General features: G+C 49.7%; 13 protein-coding genes. 6 read left to right on the forward strand and 7 right to left on the reverse strand.

The window, feature by feature from the left end:
• Positions 1-251 (reverse strand): type II toxin-antitoxin system HigB family toxin (locus VIM87_RS14715; protein ID WP_331997724.1); only part of this gene is annotated, 251 nt, incomplete at its 3' end.
• A 218-nt stretch (positions 252-469) separates the two neighbouring features.
• Between VIM87_RS14715 and VIM87_RS14720 the strand changes: the two genes are divergently transcribed.
• Complete coding sequence (locus VIM87_RS14720; protein ID WP_331997725.1) at positions 470-1,477, forward strand: NAD(P)-dependent alcohol dehydrogenase; 1,008 nt, start codon at positions 470-472, stop codon at positions 1,475-1,477.
• A 19-nt stretch (positions 1,478-1,496) separates the two neighbouring features.
• Here VIM87_RS14720 and VIM87_RS14725 read toward each other — a convergent pair whose 3' ends face one another.
• Entirely contained in the window at positions 1,497-2,060 is a 564-nt protein-coding gene (locus tag VIM87_RS14725; protein WP_331997726.1) for an RNA polymerase sigma-70 factor, read from the reverse strand.
• Between the two features lie 246 nt (positions 2,061-2,306).
• Between VIM87_RS14725 and VIM87_RS14730 the strand changes: the two genes are divergently transcribed.
• The 5 genes from VIM87_RS14730 to VIM87_RS14750 all read left to right on the forward strand — a co-directional run bounded on the left by VIM87_RS14730 (position 2,307) and on the right by VIM87_RS14750 (position 10,918).
• Positions 2,307-2,831, forward strand: a complete 525-nt coding sequence (locus VIM87_RS14730; protein WP_331997727.1) for an RNA polymerase sigma factor — start codon at positions 2,307-2,309, stop codon at positions 2,829-2,831.
• An 89-nt stretch (positions 2,832-2,920) separates the two neighbouring features.
• On the forward strand, positions 2,921-3,952 hold the full coding sequence (locus VIM87_RS14735) for a FecR family protein (RefSeq protein WP_331997728.1): 1,032 nt from the start codon (positions 2,921-2,923) through the stop codon (positions 3,950-3,952).
• Positions 3,953-4,025: 73 nt separating this feature from the next.
• A complete protein-coding gene (locus VIM87_RS14740) occupies positions 4,026-7,247 on the forward strand; it encodes a TonB-dependent receptor (RefSeq protein WP_331997729.1) in 3,222 nt (1,073 codons plus the stop codon).
• A 22-nt stretch (positions 7,248-7,269) separates the two neighbouring features.
• Positions 7,270-9,000: a RagB/SusD family nutrient uptake outer membrane protein gene (locus VIM87_RS14745; RefSeq protein WP_331997730.1), complete on the forward strand. Its 1,731-nt coding sequence runs from the start codon at positions 7,270-7,272 to the stop codon at positions 8,998-9,000.
• Positions 9,001-9,061: 61 nt separating this feature from the next.
• Positions 9,062-10,918 (forward strand): PQQ-binding-like beta-propeller repeat protein, encoded by a 1,857-nt coding sequence (locus VIM87_RS14750; RefSeq protein ID WP_331997731.1) that lies wholly within the window; start codon positions 9,062-9,064, stop codon positions 10,916-10,918.
• A gap of 176 nt (positions 10,919-11,094) precedes the next feature.
• Here VIM87_RS14750 and VIM87_RS14755 read toward each other — a convergent pair whose 3' ends face one another.
• The 5 genes from VIM87_RS14755 to VIM87_RS14775 all read right to left on the reverse strand — a co-directional run.
• On the reverse strand, positions 11,095-11,343 hold the full coding sequence (locus VIM87_RS14755) for a DUF6755 family protein (RefSeq protein ID WP_331997732.1): 249 nt from the start codon (positions 11,341-11,343) through the stop codon (positions 11,095-11,097).
• A gap of 10 nt (positions 11,344-11,353) precedes the next feature.
• Complete coding sequence (locus VIM87_RS14760; RefSeq protein ID WP_331997733.1) at positions 11,354-11,869, reverse strand: Rieske (2Fe-2S) protein; 516 nt, start codon at positions 11,867-11,869, stop codon at positions 11,354-11,356.
• Positions 11,870-11,879: 10 nt separating this feature from the next.
• Positions 11,880-12,449, reverse strand: a complete 570-nt coding sequence (locus VIM87_RS14765) for a 4Fe-4S dicluster domain-containing protein (RefSeq protein ID WP_089916824.1) — start codon at positions 12,447-12,449, stop codon at positions 11,880-11,882.
• Between the two features lie 20 nt (positions 12,450-12,469).
• Entirely contained in the window at positions 12,470-14,683 is a 2,214-nt protein-coding gene (locus tag VIM87_RS14770; protein WP_331997734.1) for a molybdopterin oxidoreductase family protein, read from the reverse strand.
• Between the two features lie 157 nt (positions 14,684-14,840).
• Positions 14,841-15,648 (reverse strand): hypothetical protein (locus VIM87_RS14775; protein ID WP_331997735.1); only part of this gene is annotated, 808 nt, incomplete at its 5' end.

A 15,648-nucleotide genomic window follows, 5' to 3' on the forward strand; every position in this document is an offset into this window, starting at 1 on the left:
ATTGCCCTTATGTAAACGATCTGTTTGTTAAAATGAATACCTGCTACCAACCTGTAATTATTACCGCCAATATTGAAAATATACATGTCATTTCCAACACTATCTACTGAACCAGATACTTCATTTCTCAGTTCATTAAAATTCATACAATTTGCCTTTCTGATCCTGCTGCACCAATTGTTTAATGGTGCAACAGCTGGTGGATATTTAGCCGCAAATGCGTAAATGGGAGGCATTGAAATAATTCTCATTAATAATTAGTTTTCTAATTTTTAATTTTTTGTTCATTACTGTATAGTTTCTTTGATACTCATTTCGCAGACATTTTTAAAGAACAGCTGCATTAGATAAAATACAAGTGCGCCCCCCCACCCTCTCCCTCCGTCCAAATCCACCTGCTACAAATTCTATTTAGCCCCCTTATCCGGGAATATTAAGACACTACTTTTGCTCCATAAAACCTCACATTATGAAAGCAATTCAGTTAACCCAGTTTGGTATTGAACATTTACAGCTCACGGAGATCCCCACGCCAACCATAGGCGAAAATGAAGTGCTGGTAAAAACCACTGCCGTAGCACTTGAGTTTCATGACTTAATTGTGGTGGAGAACCGGATCCCTTTTGGGATACCGCTGCCGCATATCCCGGTTTCCGAAGGTGTGGGGGTAGTAGAGAGTGTGGGTAGTAAAGTGAGCCGCTGGAAAAAGGGCGACCGTGTTATGATCCCGTTTATTTCCCGCTGGGAAGCAGGGAAAAATACGCCTTATAACGACCAGCTGCGAACCGGCTTTTCGCTGCCCGGACTTTTGGCGGAATACACGGTGCAGCCGGAGAACACCCTGGTGCGAACGCCCAATAACCTTACCGATGAAGAAGCAGCGCCCTTACCGGTGGCCGGGCTAACGGTGTGGACCATCCTGGTGGAACAGGCGAAGATCCGGGCAGGACAAACGATCCTGGTACAGGGCAGTGGCGGCGTATCGTTGTTTGCGATACAAATAGCTAAAATGTTCGGGCTGAAAGTGATTGCCACTACCGGCAGCCAGGAAAAAGAGCAAAAGCTGAAAGACCTTGGGGCAGATGAGGTGATCAATTATAAAACATTCCCGGAATGGAGCAGTGAAGTAAAACGCCTGAATGGCGGGATGGGCGTAGATGTAACGCTGGATGTGGCGGGAACGGATACCATTGAGCAAAGCATCCTCTCTGTAAAACAGCACGGCTTTGTTGGATTGATAGGCCTGATGACCGGCACCAAACTAACCATAGACCTGGTTCCGCTTATTACGAACTATGTGCGGCTGCAGGCTTATTCGGTTGGCAACGCACAGGAATTGAATGACTTTGTAAACGCTATTGAAAAGAATAATATGCGGCCTGTTGTGGACAGTGTTTTCCCGGTAGAAAAGGTGCAGGATGCCTTTCAGCGGTTCAAATCAGGCAAGGCATTTGGAAAGGTGATCATTACATTATGAGGAGGCGCCACACTACACCTCAGGCCAGTGTCTTAAACTTCACCGACGCCGCTACTTTCTTCAGCGCAATGGACATCTGCACCTCCACCGTATTTACGGAAATGCCCAGCAGGGCTGCTACTTCCTTATACTTAAACCCATCTTCCTTTACCATTTTAAAAATAAGGCGGCAGCGGGCAGGCAGTACGTTGATGGCGCTTTCTATTTTACGGATCATTTCCTTCGAAATAACCTGTTCCTCCGGTGTGGGAGATTGATCCTGCACCAGCAGGGGATCAATATCATTAAACTCTATGCTGTGCAGGTGGCGTTCTTTTTTCAGGAAATCCAGGGCCAGGTTGCGGGCCATGGTGTAAATATAATTACGTGGCTGCACAGCAGCAGGCAGCGTATGGCGGCGCGCCCATATTTTTACAAACAGGTCGGAATAGAGCTCCTCTGCAACTTCCTCCGCTCCTACCAAAGCCTTGATAAAAGCAATAAGCGGGGCTTCCATGATCCCGAATAATTGCTGGTAGGCGGCCATATCATCCTGCTGGCAGATGCTATCAAACAAGTCTTTTATAGCTTGCTGGTTATGCATAGATAGTGCCTGGTTAAGAGTTCTTCAATGATTGATACAGTATCATATATTACGGGGAAAGAATACGACGACTATCGTTTTCCATAACGTTCTCCCTATCCTAAAATGCTACATAGTTTGCTATTAATCACCAAAATAACAGGAAAAAAAACAAAATCCAAATCAGGTTTTAAATAGAATTAATTATTCCTTAATAAACACTATCTTCAGTTTTTGCAAACTTTGCCTACGAAAATCTAAAGGTACGTGGAAGAGATACTTGCATTAAAAGAGGGACATACGGAAACATTTGAGCAGGTATATCATACCTATCACGAAAAATTATATTTCTATTTCCTGAAGCATACCCGTTCCCAGCTATGGTCCGAAGAACTTTTGCAAACTACGTTTGTTAAGCTGTGGCATTACCGGCAGCAGCTCTCCACCGCCCATACCCTTTCCGAACAGATCTTCCGCATTGCCAAAACCTCCCTTATTGATATGGTGCGCCATAATAAGCACCATCAGCACTTCCTGCAATCCTACACGGCCGACCTGCTGCAAAAAGGTTTGAGCGCAGAACCGGCTAACCGCGATACCATCCACCAGCTGCACCGCGAAATGGATAAGCTGCCGCCTGTACGCAAAAAGGTTTTTATGCTGAGCCGCATAGACGGCCTTTCCCACAAAGAAATTTCCAGCCTGCTGGCTATCTCCCCTAAAACCGTAGAAGTGCACATTACCAAGGCTTTGAAGCAATTACGCCGTGCGCTGCTCACCTTTCTTTGCTGATCCCCTACCCTCCCTGTTTAAATAAATTGTTAACCAGTAAGGGATATTTCCTGCCTGAACGTAGTGTATGTATAAATGTGCAAGTTGTTATGGCGTTATCACGGGAGTTATACCAGCGGTTCCTGAACGGGCAGTGTACAGAGGCAGAGGAAATAATGGTGCTGCAATACTTCAGCGAACATCCGGACGAGATGGAGGAATACCTGCAAACAGCAGACTGGGAAGCTTTTGAGCCGGTACAAAGACTGCACCCGGTGGTAACGGAAAAAGTGCTGGACCGCATCCGCAACCGCATTACCCGGGGAAAACGCTGGCAGATAGCGCTCCGCACAGTGACCGCCGCTGCGGCCATAGCCGGGCTTATAACACTGGGCTGGCTGCTGGTTAGCCGTTATCCCAACAATAATACCCCTGCTCAATTAGCACAGGTACAACCGGCAGCCGTGATATACCGGCAGTATAATAATACCGGCAAAACCGCTTTACGGCTGGTGCTGGACGATAGCTCCACCGTGCAGCTGTTACCGGGCAGCCGTCTGCAGTACCGCCAGGGATTTGACAGCACACAACGCGCACTGTGGCTGCAGGGTACGGCCCGTTTTAACGTAGCAAAAGATCAGCACCGGCCCTTTACCGTGTATGCAGCAAACACCGCTACTACCGCCCTGGGCACCAGTTTCAGGATTGCGGCAGATAGCATCACACAACGGGTAACCGTAAAACTTTACAGTGGTAAAGTAATGGTGCAGCCTTACGGAAAAACAATCCCGGCCTTCAGCACCCAATACCTGCAGCCCGGCGACGAGCTGGTGTATGCGGGCAGCAGCGGGAAAATGCTGGTACGCAAAACAGCCTTGTCAACCGATAAAACCATTAATAATACAACGAGCCCGGGGCAGGCGCTGGTTTATAACAAACGGCCGTTACCGGAAGTACTGGAAGCATTGGAGCAGCATTTCGGCATACAGATCACCTATAACGCAAAAGCCTTATCCGGTATACGTGTAACCGCGGAGTTCAGCGATACCGATACGCCGGAGCAGGTGTTACAAACCATTGCCTTACTGAATGAGCTTACATTAACGCATGATACGGCGGGCGGGTACATTTTAAAGAAATAAACTGTCACAGCACTACATTAAAAAAAGGCCGCAACAGCGGTCATGGGAAAGTATTGTCTTAAAAATCGATCATATGAGATCCATCTACCAACATCTTTCACTCTTACGGTTATACGTAGCGGCACTGCTGCTGGCGCCTGTAATGGTACTGGCGCAGGACAAACCCTATGTGACCGGTGTGGTGCAGAATGAGCTGGGCGAGAAAATGCCCGGCGTTTCTGTAAAAGCCACGCCGGCCGGCAGCAACAGCCCGGCTTTCCAGGTAACAGACGAAAAGGGCTGGTTCCGTTTTATGAACCTCACGCCCGGCGAACGTTACAGCTTCAGCTTTTCATTTGTTGGGTATAAAACCCAGCAGCTGGATGGTTACACCATTAAAAAGAGCGAACCCATTAACCTGATCATACGCATGAAGCTGCGCGATGATTCCCTGGCGCAGGTTGTAGTGGTAGGTTACGGCACACAAAAGAGGTCCAATGTTACCGGCGCTATTTCACAGGTAGGGCCAGAGGTATTTGAAGACCGGCCCGTGACCAATGTGGCGCAAGCCTTGCAGGGCGCTATTCCTAACCTGAACATTACTTTCAGCGATGGCCAGCCCGGACGCGGCGGCATCTTTAACGTACGCGGTTTTACTTCTATTAATAAAGGCGGGCCATTGATCCTGATCGATGGTACACCCGGTGATATTAATCTCCTGAATCCTGAAGATGTAGCCAGCGTAACGGTATTGAAAGACGCTGCCTCTGCTGCCATTTACGGCGCCCGTGCAGCATTTGGCGTAATACTGGTTACCACCCGCAAAGCAAAAAGCGGGCAGGTGCAGGTACGCTATTCCGCCAACTTTGGCTGGAGCAACCCTACCCGATTGCCCCATTTGCTGAACGACCCGCTGGCAGCAGCTACCCTGCAGAACGAAGCCTATAAAGGATATGCAGGCTCTGACCAGCCGGGTATGCCGGCCGTGATTGCTTACCTGCAGCAGCGCCAGCTGGATCCCAGCCTGCCGGAGCTGGGTGTAGATGCTACCGGTAACTATATACGCGGCGCTAATACTGACTGGTACCATGAATTTTACAACGAACGCCAGCCTTTTGCCAAACATTTCCTGAGTGTGGCCGGCGGCAAAGGCAATACGAATTATTATTTATCGGCCGGGTACCTGAAGCAAAGCGGCGCTTTCCGCGTAGCTACGGATGATTATAAACAATACAGTTTCCGCCTGAAGCTGGAGAACCAGCTGGCCGGCTGGATAAAGCTGTATGATAACGTGGAAATGGTGCAGGGCATTTATGATGCGCCCAACAAGATCGTTTCCGGCGGCTTTAATGTGTACCGCTACCTGTCGTTATTTGCCAACCCCTATGAGGCTATTAAAACGCCCAGTGGCAACTATACACAGGCAGGTATGCTCACCTTTGGACAGCTGGAAAACGGCGGCCGCTCCAAGCTTAAAAACCAGCTGCTGAAGAACACTGCCGGCTTTCAGACCAACTTCCTGAACAACAGCCTGCACATTAACGGCGATTATACCCTGCTGGTTACGCAGAACCGGAATGATGTGCAAAGCCTGCGTTTAAAGTATGAAAGCAAACCCGGTGTGATCAGCAATTATTCTAACCCGGATTATTACCAATCCTCGCTGGGCGAAGTGTATGACCATATTGTGAACCTGTATGCAGACTATTCGCACAGCTTTGGCGACCATCACCTGAAAGGGCTGATAGGTTATAACCAGGAGCTGTATAAGTACAGCTATTTTTCATCCCGCAGGGATGATAATATTACACCATCCCAAGGTTCCATTGACCTTACTTCCGGTGTAGCCACTGTGGGCGATGATAAAAGAGAATGGGCCACCCAGGGTGTGTTTTACCGTTTGAACTATGATTATAAAGACCGTTACCTGCTGGAATTTAACGGTCGTTATGATGGTACTTCCCGCTTCCCTGACAGCAGCCGTTTTGGTTTCTTCCCCTCTGTTTCAGCAGGCTGGCTGGTTTCAAGAGAGCCATTCTTTGAGCCGGTGAAGAAGGTGCTGAACAACTTTAAGCTGCGCGCCTCTTACGGCTCCCTGGGCAACCAGCTGGTTGGTGAATATGATTATATACAACCCATGAGCGTGTACAAGGTTACGGATGTGCTGGACGGCGCGCAACCCTTGGGCATTAAAGCGCCCGGCCTGGTGCCATTGGGCTTTACCTGGGAAACAGCTACCACGCTTGATTTCGGCGCTGACCTTACCACGCTGAATAACCGGCTGGACATAGGTTTTGACTGGTATAACCGCCGCACCATTAACATGCTTACCAAAGGCAAAACATTGCCTGCAGTGCTGGGCGCCAGTGAGCCGCGGCAAAATGCAGCCGACCTCTCCACCAAAGGCTGGGAATTTTCCATGAAATGGAGCGACCAGTTCCAGCTGGGCAGCAAGCCTTTCTCTTACCATGTATCTGTGGTATTGGCCGACAGCCGCTCTGTGATCACCCGGTTTGATAACCCCAATAAATCACTGGTTGATTATTATGTAGGCCAGGAGCTGGGCGAAATATGGGGTTATAACACCCTGGGCTTTTTTGCTACGGACGATGAATATGCCAAGTACGGCGTAAATCAGCAAAAAGTGCAAAGCACCTCCTATAGCCTGAACGGGCATCCGCTTGCAGGCGATATTAAATTTGAGGATCGTAACGGCGACAAGAAAATTGACAACGGAAAGAACACGGTAGATGATCCAGGCGATATGATGAAGATAGGCAACAGCCTGCCGCGTTATAGTTACGGTATAGGCGCAGGCGCCAGCTGGAACGGTATTTCGCTGGATGTGTTCCTGCAGGGCATTGGCAAGCAGGACTTCTGGCCGGGCGCAGAATCCGGCATTTTCTGGGGATTTTACAACCGCTGGAACCAGCCGGTATATGATCACATCTACAACAACTACTGGACGCCGGAGCACCCGGATGCCTACTTCCCACGGCCACGGGCATACGATGCGCTGAACGATACCCGGCAACTGGGCGTAAAACAAACCCGCTACCTGCAGAACGCCGCTTACCTACGCGTAAAGAATGTGAGCGTAGGTTATACACTGCCTGCACGCTGGATGCACAGCATAGGCCTGAGCAGCACCCGCCTGTTCTTTTCAGGACAGAACCTGTTTGAGTTCACCAAACTCTCCAAAGCCTTTGATCCGGAAAGCATTGGCGATGAAGCGGACAGCGGTGTGGCTAACGGTAACGGGTATGTGTACCCGGTGCAACGTACTTACACCTTTGGGCTGGATGTGAATTTTTAAACGATCTGAAAAACCGTCAGCAATGAAAAAGTTTTTAATAATACTGGGCGTAGCGGCATTATGTGCCTGTAAAAAGAACTTCCTGGACCGCAGCCCTTTAAGCGATATTACCGCCCCTGCATTCTTTAATACGGAGAAAGACCTGGACCTGTATGTGAATAGCTTTTATGCCGACCTGCCGGGTACCGGCATTTACTCCGACGATATATCCAGCGACAACGTGGAACCCGGCGTGATCAGCGACCTGATAGCCGGCCGCCTGGTAGTGCCTACAGATGCCGCTGCTGCTGACTGGACCTGGAGCTCCCTGCGGAATGTGAACTACTTTCTGGCGCATTACAACAAAGCGGATGTAGCAGATTCCGTTAAAGCGCACTATGCCGGTATTGCGCGTTTTTTCCGCGCCTTCTTTTACTTCCGGAAAATGCAGCGCTTTGGCGATGTACCCTGGTACAGCCAGCCCCTGGAAGCCAACAGTCCGGAGCTATACAAAGGCCGTGATCCCCGCAGGCTGGTAACCGACAGCATACTGGCCGACCTGGATTATGCAGCTGCACATGTGAAGGCCGCCAAAAACGTATCGCGCATTACCAAGTGGGCAGCGCTGGCGCTGAAAGCAAGGGTATGTGTTTTTGAAGGCACCTACCGTATATATCATACAGAGCTGGGATTAAGCGATGGCAACCAGCTGCTGCAGCAGGGTATTGTCGCTGCACAGCAGATCATGCAAAGCGGCACGTATAAATTATACAGCAGCGGCAAACCGGAAAGCGATTACATTAACCTGTTCTCTGCCGACGCAGCCAATACAGATGAATACATACTGGCACGGGTATACGACCGTACGCTTACCAAAACGCACCAGGCCAACGGCCAGTTCCTGACACCAACGTTAAGCGCACCGGGGCTTACCAAAAGCCTCATCAATTCTTACCTGATGAAGGATGGCACACCGTTTTCCAGTCAGCCGGGTTATGCTACCATGCCTTACTGGGAAGAGGTGAAGAACCGCGACCCACGCTTATCACAAACCATTCGTACGCCGGGCTACAAACGTATTGGCACTACCGCTACCCTGGTACCGGATTACTCCAATGCCATGACAGGCTACCAGTGCGTGAAATTTGTAACCGGCACTGACCAGGATGGCAACAACACCAACTCCAACGACCTGCCGGTGTTCCGCTATGCAGAAGTGCTGCTGAACTATGCAGAAGCTAAAGCAGAGCTGAAACAATTTACCCAGGCCGATGCCGACCTTTCCATAAACCTGCTGCGCGCCCGTGTAGGCATGCCGGCCATGCGGGTAGCTACCCTTACTGCAGATCCGCTGCTGCAGGCGATGTACAATATAACGGATGCGGCTATACTGGAAGTACGGCGTGAGCGCCGGGTAGAGCTGGCCATGGAAGGCTTCCGCTACCAGGATGTGCTGCGCTGGAAAAGAGGCCCCCTTTTGGCGGAGGATTTTAAAGGCGCATACTTTCCCGGTGTAGGCACCTACGACCTGGATGGCGATGGTAAGAACGACCTGGCCATTGTGAACACCATGCCTGCTAACCCGGATAAAACATTGCAGTACCTTTCCCTGCAGCCGGATCATGCGCTGAGCGAGGGCGCCAGCGGCAATATTATTGCACACCCCTCTGCCAATAAGAAGTTTGTAGATCCCAAGCAGTATTTGTATCCATTACCAAGAACGGAGCTGCTGCTGAATACGAATCTGGTGCAGAATCCGGGCTGGGAGAATTAATAATGAATAATTAAGAATTAATAATTAAGAGAGAGTGCGAGTTGGAAATAAACTGATGTATATGAAATATTTTGTTGCTTGTTTTTGGGGGATGATGTTGTTGTGGTGTGGGCGTCTGTTTGGGCAGGATACGCTGTTCCGGTTTGCGATGGTATCTGATACACATATTGGCAGTGAAACTGCGAAGGAGGATCTGGAAAGGACCATCAGAGATATTAATGCGCAGCCGGATGTGGCCTTTGTAATGTTCTCAGGTGATATTACGGAGTTTGGCTCTGATGAGGAGCTGCAGCTGGCTAAAAGCATCATCAGCCAGCTGAATAAGCCCTGGTATATTGTGCCGGGCAACCATGACGCCAAATGGTCGGAGAGCGGGTGTAATACCTTTCGTACTGTGTTTGGCGCGGAGACCTTCAGCTTCCGGTACAAAGGGTACTGGTTCCTGGGTACCAGCTGCGGGCCTAACATGCGCATGGGCCCCGGGCAAATACCGCGCGAGAACATTGTGTGGCTGGAACAGCAGCTAGAGCAACAGCCGGATAAAAAAATGCCCATCATTTTTGTGAACCACTACCCACAGGACAGCAGCCTGAATAACTGGTACGAAGTGCTGGACCGCATGAAGGACCGCAACCTGAAAGCCATCATCTGCGGGCATGGTCACGCTAACCGCAAATATAATTTTGAAGGCATACCTGGTATCATGTGCCGCTCCAACCTGCGTGCAAAGGCAAACATTGGCGGTTACAACCTGGTATCCATGGTGCATGATTCACTGGTATTTAATGAGCGCAGGCCGGAACAGGCCACCCTGCCTGCCTGGCATGCCGTGGCATTGCATACCAATGAAGCGCCGCAATGGATGGCTAACCCGCCCCGCCCCCGCTTTGAGGTGAACAACACCTTTCCGCAGGTACATGAAAAATGGAGGCTGCAGGAGCAGGGAGATATTGGCGGCGGTGTAGCCATCATCAAAGACAAAGTAATTTATACCAACACCAATGGCGATATAAAAGCCGTAACGCTGAAAGCCGGTAAACCGGTATGGCAGTTCACTGCCAAAGGAAAAATATATGCTACCCCGTTAGTACAGGGCAATAATGTAATTGTACCCTGTACAGATGGGAAGGTATATTGCCTGGATGCACGTAACGGTCAGCTGCGCTGGCAGCAGGCCACACAAAAGGCCATTGTAAGCTCCGCAGCGCTGTACCGCAACACGGCCATCATAGCCGGTTCCGACGGGCATTGCCGGGCATGGGATATTAACAGCGGGCAGCAGCTCTGGGACTTTGACAGTGTGCGCAATTTTGTGGAAACCAAACCGCTGATCTATAACAACAAAGTATATTTTGGCTCCTGGGGAAATGACCTGTATGCCCTCGATGCTGCTACCGGCCATCGCAGCTGGACCTGGAACAATGGCGCCAGCAACCGCATGTTCTCTCCCGCTGCCTGCTGGCCGGCAGCCTGCGGCAATAAGCTGTTCATTGTTGCGCCGGACCAGTACATGACGGCGCTGGATGCCAGTACCGGGCAGCAGCTGTGGCGGCACCGGGATACTGCTAACCGCGTACGGGAATCCATGGGGCTTTCGCCGGACAGTAACCGCTTATATGCTAAAACCATGCAGGGCGCAGTGATTGCTTTTAACACGCATTCCGCAGACCAGGAAGTAGTATGGAAATCGCCGGTGGCGCTGGGCTATGAGATATGCCCATCTCCTATTAATGAATACCGGGATGTGGTGTATGTGCCTACGCAGTCAGGCGTGGTATATGCCTTGTCGGCTAAAGATGGCAGCTTAAAATGGATGCACAAGTTTTCCAATTGCCTGGTGAATACGGTGCAGCCGGTGAATGAGAGAACACTGATAGCAACAGCGGCAGATGGAAAGGTGGTTTGTTTGGAGCTGTAAGTAAAAGAATGTAAAATCATAAATGTAAAATGTCAAATGTAAAAGGTGAATGCAGCCCCTTATTCGCTGCATTCACCTTTTACATTTATGATTTATCTCGTTCATAAAGTCTTTTAAATGGTCTCTATGAACCTCCTTCGTCGGTTTAAAAGTTTTACATTTTACATTCCTTTGCATTATTTCTTCTTCCGGTAACCCATCGGCAGAAAATATAACCAGAAGAAACCTATCAGGAACAACACCAGCGAGGCAAGGAAGGCGGGTAATGCAATATCCGTGTTCTGCCCAAGCGCATTATTAAGGCCGGTATACAATAACCAGATCTGTATGCTGACGTTTAAAATAAGTATAACGATCAGCGCTGACATCAGGGTGTTGGTCTTGTTCGGATGCGCCTTATTCTGTGCGTCTTTAAAATTGCTCATCTTCTAAGTTTTATACTTTATTATTTCCGGGGTGGATGGCCTTCACATACACATCATCGCCATTCAACAGCACTTCCAGGGCTGGTAACGGCCTTGGAGGCGGCCCGGCCAGCACTTCGCCTGTCATAGCGTCAAAGAAACCTTCATGACAGGGGCATACGATCTGCCCGCTGCCAGGCTTATAATACACAGCGCAGGACAGGTGAGTGCATTTCTGCTCATAGGCCCGCCAGTTGCCATCTTCCAAACGAATAAGAATATAGGGAATGCTGCTCCCTTCCAACACAAACGAACGCGTGCCTCCCAGGGGAACATCCATTGCCTTGCAAACAAAATGTTCGCCCTTCACTTCTTCCGGTGGAAAGAAGTTAGCTTTTACAGCTACGTAAGCGCTGCCTGCCGCCAATCCGCCCGATACCAGGCAAAGGAAGCGGGCAAAGTCGCGGCGGCTTACTTTAGTGGATTGCGTTCTTTCTATTGGAAAATCCTGTTTCCAGTTCGGTTCTTTTTCTGTTTCGTCAGACATACCTTTCAGTTTAATGTATTTTCAGGTGCGTGCTTCCTTTGGGCATCATGATATTTACCTTGGTGGTAACTTCCTGCTGTCCGAAAATGAATGTATTTACAGGCGTACTGTTAGGGCGCATGCGGCTGATCTCTTCCCGGGTGCCATAAAACAATGCCTGGCTGGGGCATACCGTTGCGCACATGGGCTTTTTACCGGCACTGGTACGGTCGTAGCACATGTTGCACTTCATCATCATATCGTACTTCTCCTCTTTTATGGGCACGCCAAAGGGGCAGGCCATCACACAGTTAGAGCAGCCGATGCAACGGGCGGTGTTGGCAGTATGCACCACGCCAAAATCATCTTTCGAGATAGCATCTGCAGGGCATACTTTAGCGCATACCGGATCATCGCAATGCATACATACCTGTACGGTGGTTTGTATGGTAACGGCCCGTTCCACATAATTAACATGGATCATGCTTTCGTGGCCATTGGTCTCACATTCAGCACAGGCCATTTCACAGGCTTTGCAGCCAATGCAGCGCTGCATGTCTACAAAAAATTCCATGTCTGTTTTATAGGAGGTGACTTCCATTGTGAGCGTATTTAATGTGGTCAGATACTATCAAATGCATTTGTTTCACCGGGCTGGGTGAACACGCCCAGCGGCTCCAGCCGGCAGGCGCATACTTTAAATTCCGGGATCTTTGATACCGGGTCGAGCGTGCCGATGGTAAGCTGGTTGGCTGATTTTCTGCCGGGCCAGTGATACGGTATGAACACAGTATCTTTCCGGATGGTTTCTACAATATTAGCAGCAAAATCACCGGTGCCGCGGCGGGTGCTTACCCGCACAGTTTCACGCTGCCGTATGTTATAACGCTGCGCCAGCTCAGGATGTATTTCCAGTAAAGGTTCCGGCATCAATCCTACCAGCTTTCCTATGCGCCTGGTTTGTGTTCCGCTGAGGTATTGGGATACTACCCGGCCTGTGGTGAGCACGATGGGATATTCACTATCTGTTACCTCTGAAGGCTCCCGGAATTTTACCGGGTTAAAATGCGCTTTACCATCTGGTGTGGCGAACTTTTTATCTTCCCATAACCTGGGCGTACCGGGATGATCTTCTGAAGGACAAGGCCAGAACACGCCCATATTATCTTCTACCTTTTTGTAGGTGATGCCGTAATAGTCTGCCGTGCCTCCTTTGGAGGCGATGCGCAATTCGTTGAAGATGGCTTCCGAACTTTCATAGGTGAACTTATCGGCCTCGCCCAGCCTTGCAGCAAGGTCTAAAATGATGGAAGTATCTGTACGGGCATTTCCGGGAGGACTAACGGCCCTGCGTATACGAACTACCCTGCCTTCTGCAGTGGTAACCGTACCGTCTTCTTCTTCGTGCAGGGAGCCTGCCAGCACAAGATCTGCATGGCGGGCGGTTTCGCTTAAAAAGAAATCAATGCAAACATAAAACTCCAGCTTCTCCAGCGCTTCCCTTACATAGTTATTGTTGGGTAATGACACCAGCGGATTAAAGCAGATGGATAACAGGCCTTTTACTTCTCCCCTGTGGATGGCTTCTATAAGCTCCCATGCGGTGAGCCCTTTTTGCGGCAGCTCCGGCTCAGGGATGCCCCACACGGCTGCAATATATTTTCTGTGCTCCGGGTTGCTGATATCGCGGTTGCCCGGCAGCTGGTCACATTTATGCCCATGCTCCCGGCCGCCCTGCCCGTTGCCTTGCCCGGTAATGGTGCCGTAACCACAATAGGGACGGCCAATGCGGCCAGTGGCCAGCACCAGGTTAATGCAGCCCAGCACATTTTCCACACCTTTGGAATGATGCTCTATGCCGCGGGCGTGCAGCAGAAAGCTGGTCTTAGCCCTGCCCCACAGCTCTGCTGCCTGGCGGATCTTTTCTTTATCGATGCCGGTAACAGTTTCAGCCCATTCAAGGGTGTAGTCCTGCACAGCAGCAAGCGTATCTTCAAAACCGGTTGTATGGTTATTGATAAAATCGTGGTCCAGCAGATCATGATCTGCCAGGTATTTCAGCATGGCGCCATACAGGGCGGAATCGGTGCCTGGTTTTACGGGTAAGTGTATATCCGCTGTTCTGGCCAGGGGAATAACCCGGGGATCTATCACAATAAGCTTAGCGCCATTATCTCTTGCGCGCCAGAGCCAATGTGTGAGCGTAGGAAAAGTTTCGCTTACATTAGCCCCGGTTACAATGATCACTTCTGCATGTTCAAGATCTGCATAGTTATTGGAGGAGCGATCCATTCCAAATGCCTTTTTATTACCCGCGCCCGCGCTTACCATACACAGCCTGCCATTGTAATCCAGGTTAGCTGTTTTCACAGCTACGCGGGCAAATTTGCCCATGAGATAACTTTTTTCGTTGGTGAGTGAAACGCCGGACAGAATAGCGAATGCATTTTTGCCATAAGCTTCCTGGATGCGTTTTATTTCGGATGTTGTTCTATCGAGCGCATGATCCCAGGAAACAGGTTTAAAGCCTTCGCCTTCTACCCTTTCTATTGGATGCAGCAAACGGTCGGGATGATTATCCTGCAGGTAACGCTGCACGCCTTTGGGGCATAAGCGGCCCTGGTTAAAGGGAAACTCCATCCATGGTTCAAAGCCTACCACCTTATTATTTTTCACCAGCAGCTGTATACCGCATTGCATGCCGCAAAAGCAGCAATGTGTTTTCACTGTGGCATCCGGCTCATCCCTTCCGGGATAGCCTTCCTGCGGGGCAAAGTTGAGGTGAGGACCAAAACGGGTAATGAGTTTTTCGGGAGACACGGGTAGTTTTGCCATGCTGGTCGTATTTATTTTTGGGACAGAAAAGAATGTAAAATGTAAAATTTTAAATCTTAAATGTAAAAGTGAAATGTCGCGAACGTAAGCCAGTAATCACTCTTCCTTTTACATTTTACATTTTGCATTTATGATTTTACATTCTTTCGGTCCGTGGTTATCCAAAAAAAGTTCCTCCTTCCTGACGGGCTTTCAGGTGCGCCCTGGCCAGGAGCGATCGTTTTCCTTCAGGGCTGTAGTCGAGGTGCGAGCTGCCATCTTCCAGCGTAAAATCAAAGCCCAGCTGTTTCGTCACTATCTTCAGATCATCTACATGCAGCTGCGTAGTAAACTCTTTGCCGGTATGCGGACAAACGGCCATGCCTTTCTTCTCTCCTTCCTTTTTATAAATATGCGCGCCTATTTGTGCAGGCCGTTGAATAATGTGGAAGAATTTGCCGAAGGGGATCCATACCAGGAAAAGGATCACGGAAATGGCATGGGTTACCGACATAAAATCGTACGCAATGCCTTTCATAAATGCATAGCTGAAATTGAGCCCCAATCCTGTTACGGCTATAAAGATGAGCAGGATAAGCGGCAGCAGATCGCCTTCAAAAGTTTGGGAAGCAATGAGGCCTGCATTGGTGAGCCTTCTTACAAGAAAGATAACTGCGCCGGCAATTACCAGCCAGGAACACCAGGTGAGCGCATGGAAAATTAAAAATGCCAGTACAGATCCCAGCTTAAAGCTCATTACTTTAAACCCGAAAAAGTTAGCGTTATATAATTTAACAGCGCCAGGGTCCAGGGCTGTAGCGGGGTCCAGCGTAAAGTTGATCCATCCCAGCGTAAGCGGAATGGTAATGGCAAAAGCTGCCAGGCAGCCGGTAGCCAGCATAAAGTGAGCGATCCAGCGCTTTTTGCCCCTGGGGTAAATGAAATGCTGGAACAGGAGGTTTTTGATGGAATCTATTATTAGCGTG

It is taken from the genome of Chitinophaga sp. (assembly GCF_036569125.1).
GTDB lineage: Bacteria > Bacteroidota > Bacteroidia > Chitinophagales > Chitinophagaceae > Chitinophaga.

What these genes read in the sequence shown, in the direction of transcription:
- VIM87_RS14735 (WP_331997728.1), top strand. Translation starts at nt 2,921, where the DNA reads ATGGCGTTATCACGGGAGTTATACCAGCGGTTCCTGAACGGGCAGTGT.
- VIM87_RS14740 (WP_331997729.1), top strand. Translation starts at nt 4,026, where the DNA reads ATGAGATCCATCTACCAACATCTTTCACTCTTACGGTTATACGTAGCG.
- VIM87_RS14725 (WP_331997726.1), bottom strand. Translation starts at nt 2,060, where the DNA reads ATGCATAACCAGCAAGCTATAAAAGACTTGTTTGATAGCATCTGCCAG.
- VIM87_RS14770 (WP_331997734.1), bottom strand. Translation starts at nt 14,683, where the DNA reads ATGGCAAAACTACCCGTGTCTCCCGAAAAACTCATTACCCGTTTTGGT.
- VIM87_RS14750 (WP_331997731.1), top strand. Translation starts at nt 9,062, where the DNA reads ATGAAATATTTTGTTGCTTGTTTTTGGGGGATGATGTTGTTGTGGTGT.
- VIM87_RS14760 (WP_331997733.1), bottom strand. Translation starts at nt 11,869, where the DNA reads ATGTCTGACGAAACAGAAAAAGAACCGAACTGGAAACAGGATTTTCCA.
- VIM87_RS14720 (WP_331997725.1), top strand. Translation starts at nt 470, where the DNA reads ATGAAAGCAATTCAGTTAACCCAGTTTGGTATTGAACATTTACAGCTC.
- VIM87_RS14745 (WP_331997730.1), top strand. Translation starts at nt 7,270, where the DNA reads ATGAAAAAGTTTTTAATAATACTGGGCGTAGCGGCATTATGTGCCTGT.
- VIM87_RS14755 (WP_331997732.1), bottom strand. Translation starts at nt 11,343, where the DNA reads ATGAGCAATTTTAAAGACGCACAGAATAAGGCGCATCCGAACAAGACC.
- VIM87_RS14765 (WP_089916824.1), bottom strand. Translation starts at nt 12,449, where the DNA reads ATGGAAGTCACCTCCTATAAAACAGACATGGAATTTTTTGTAGACATG.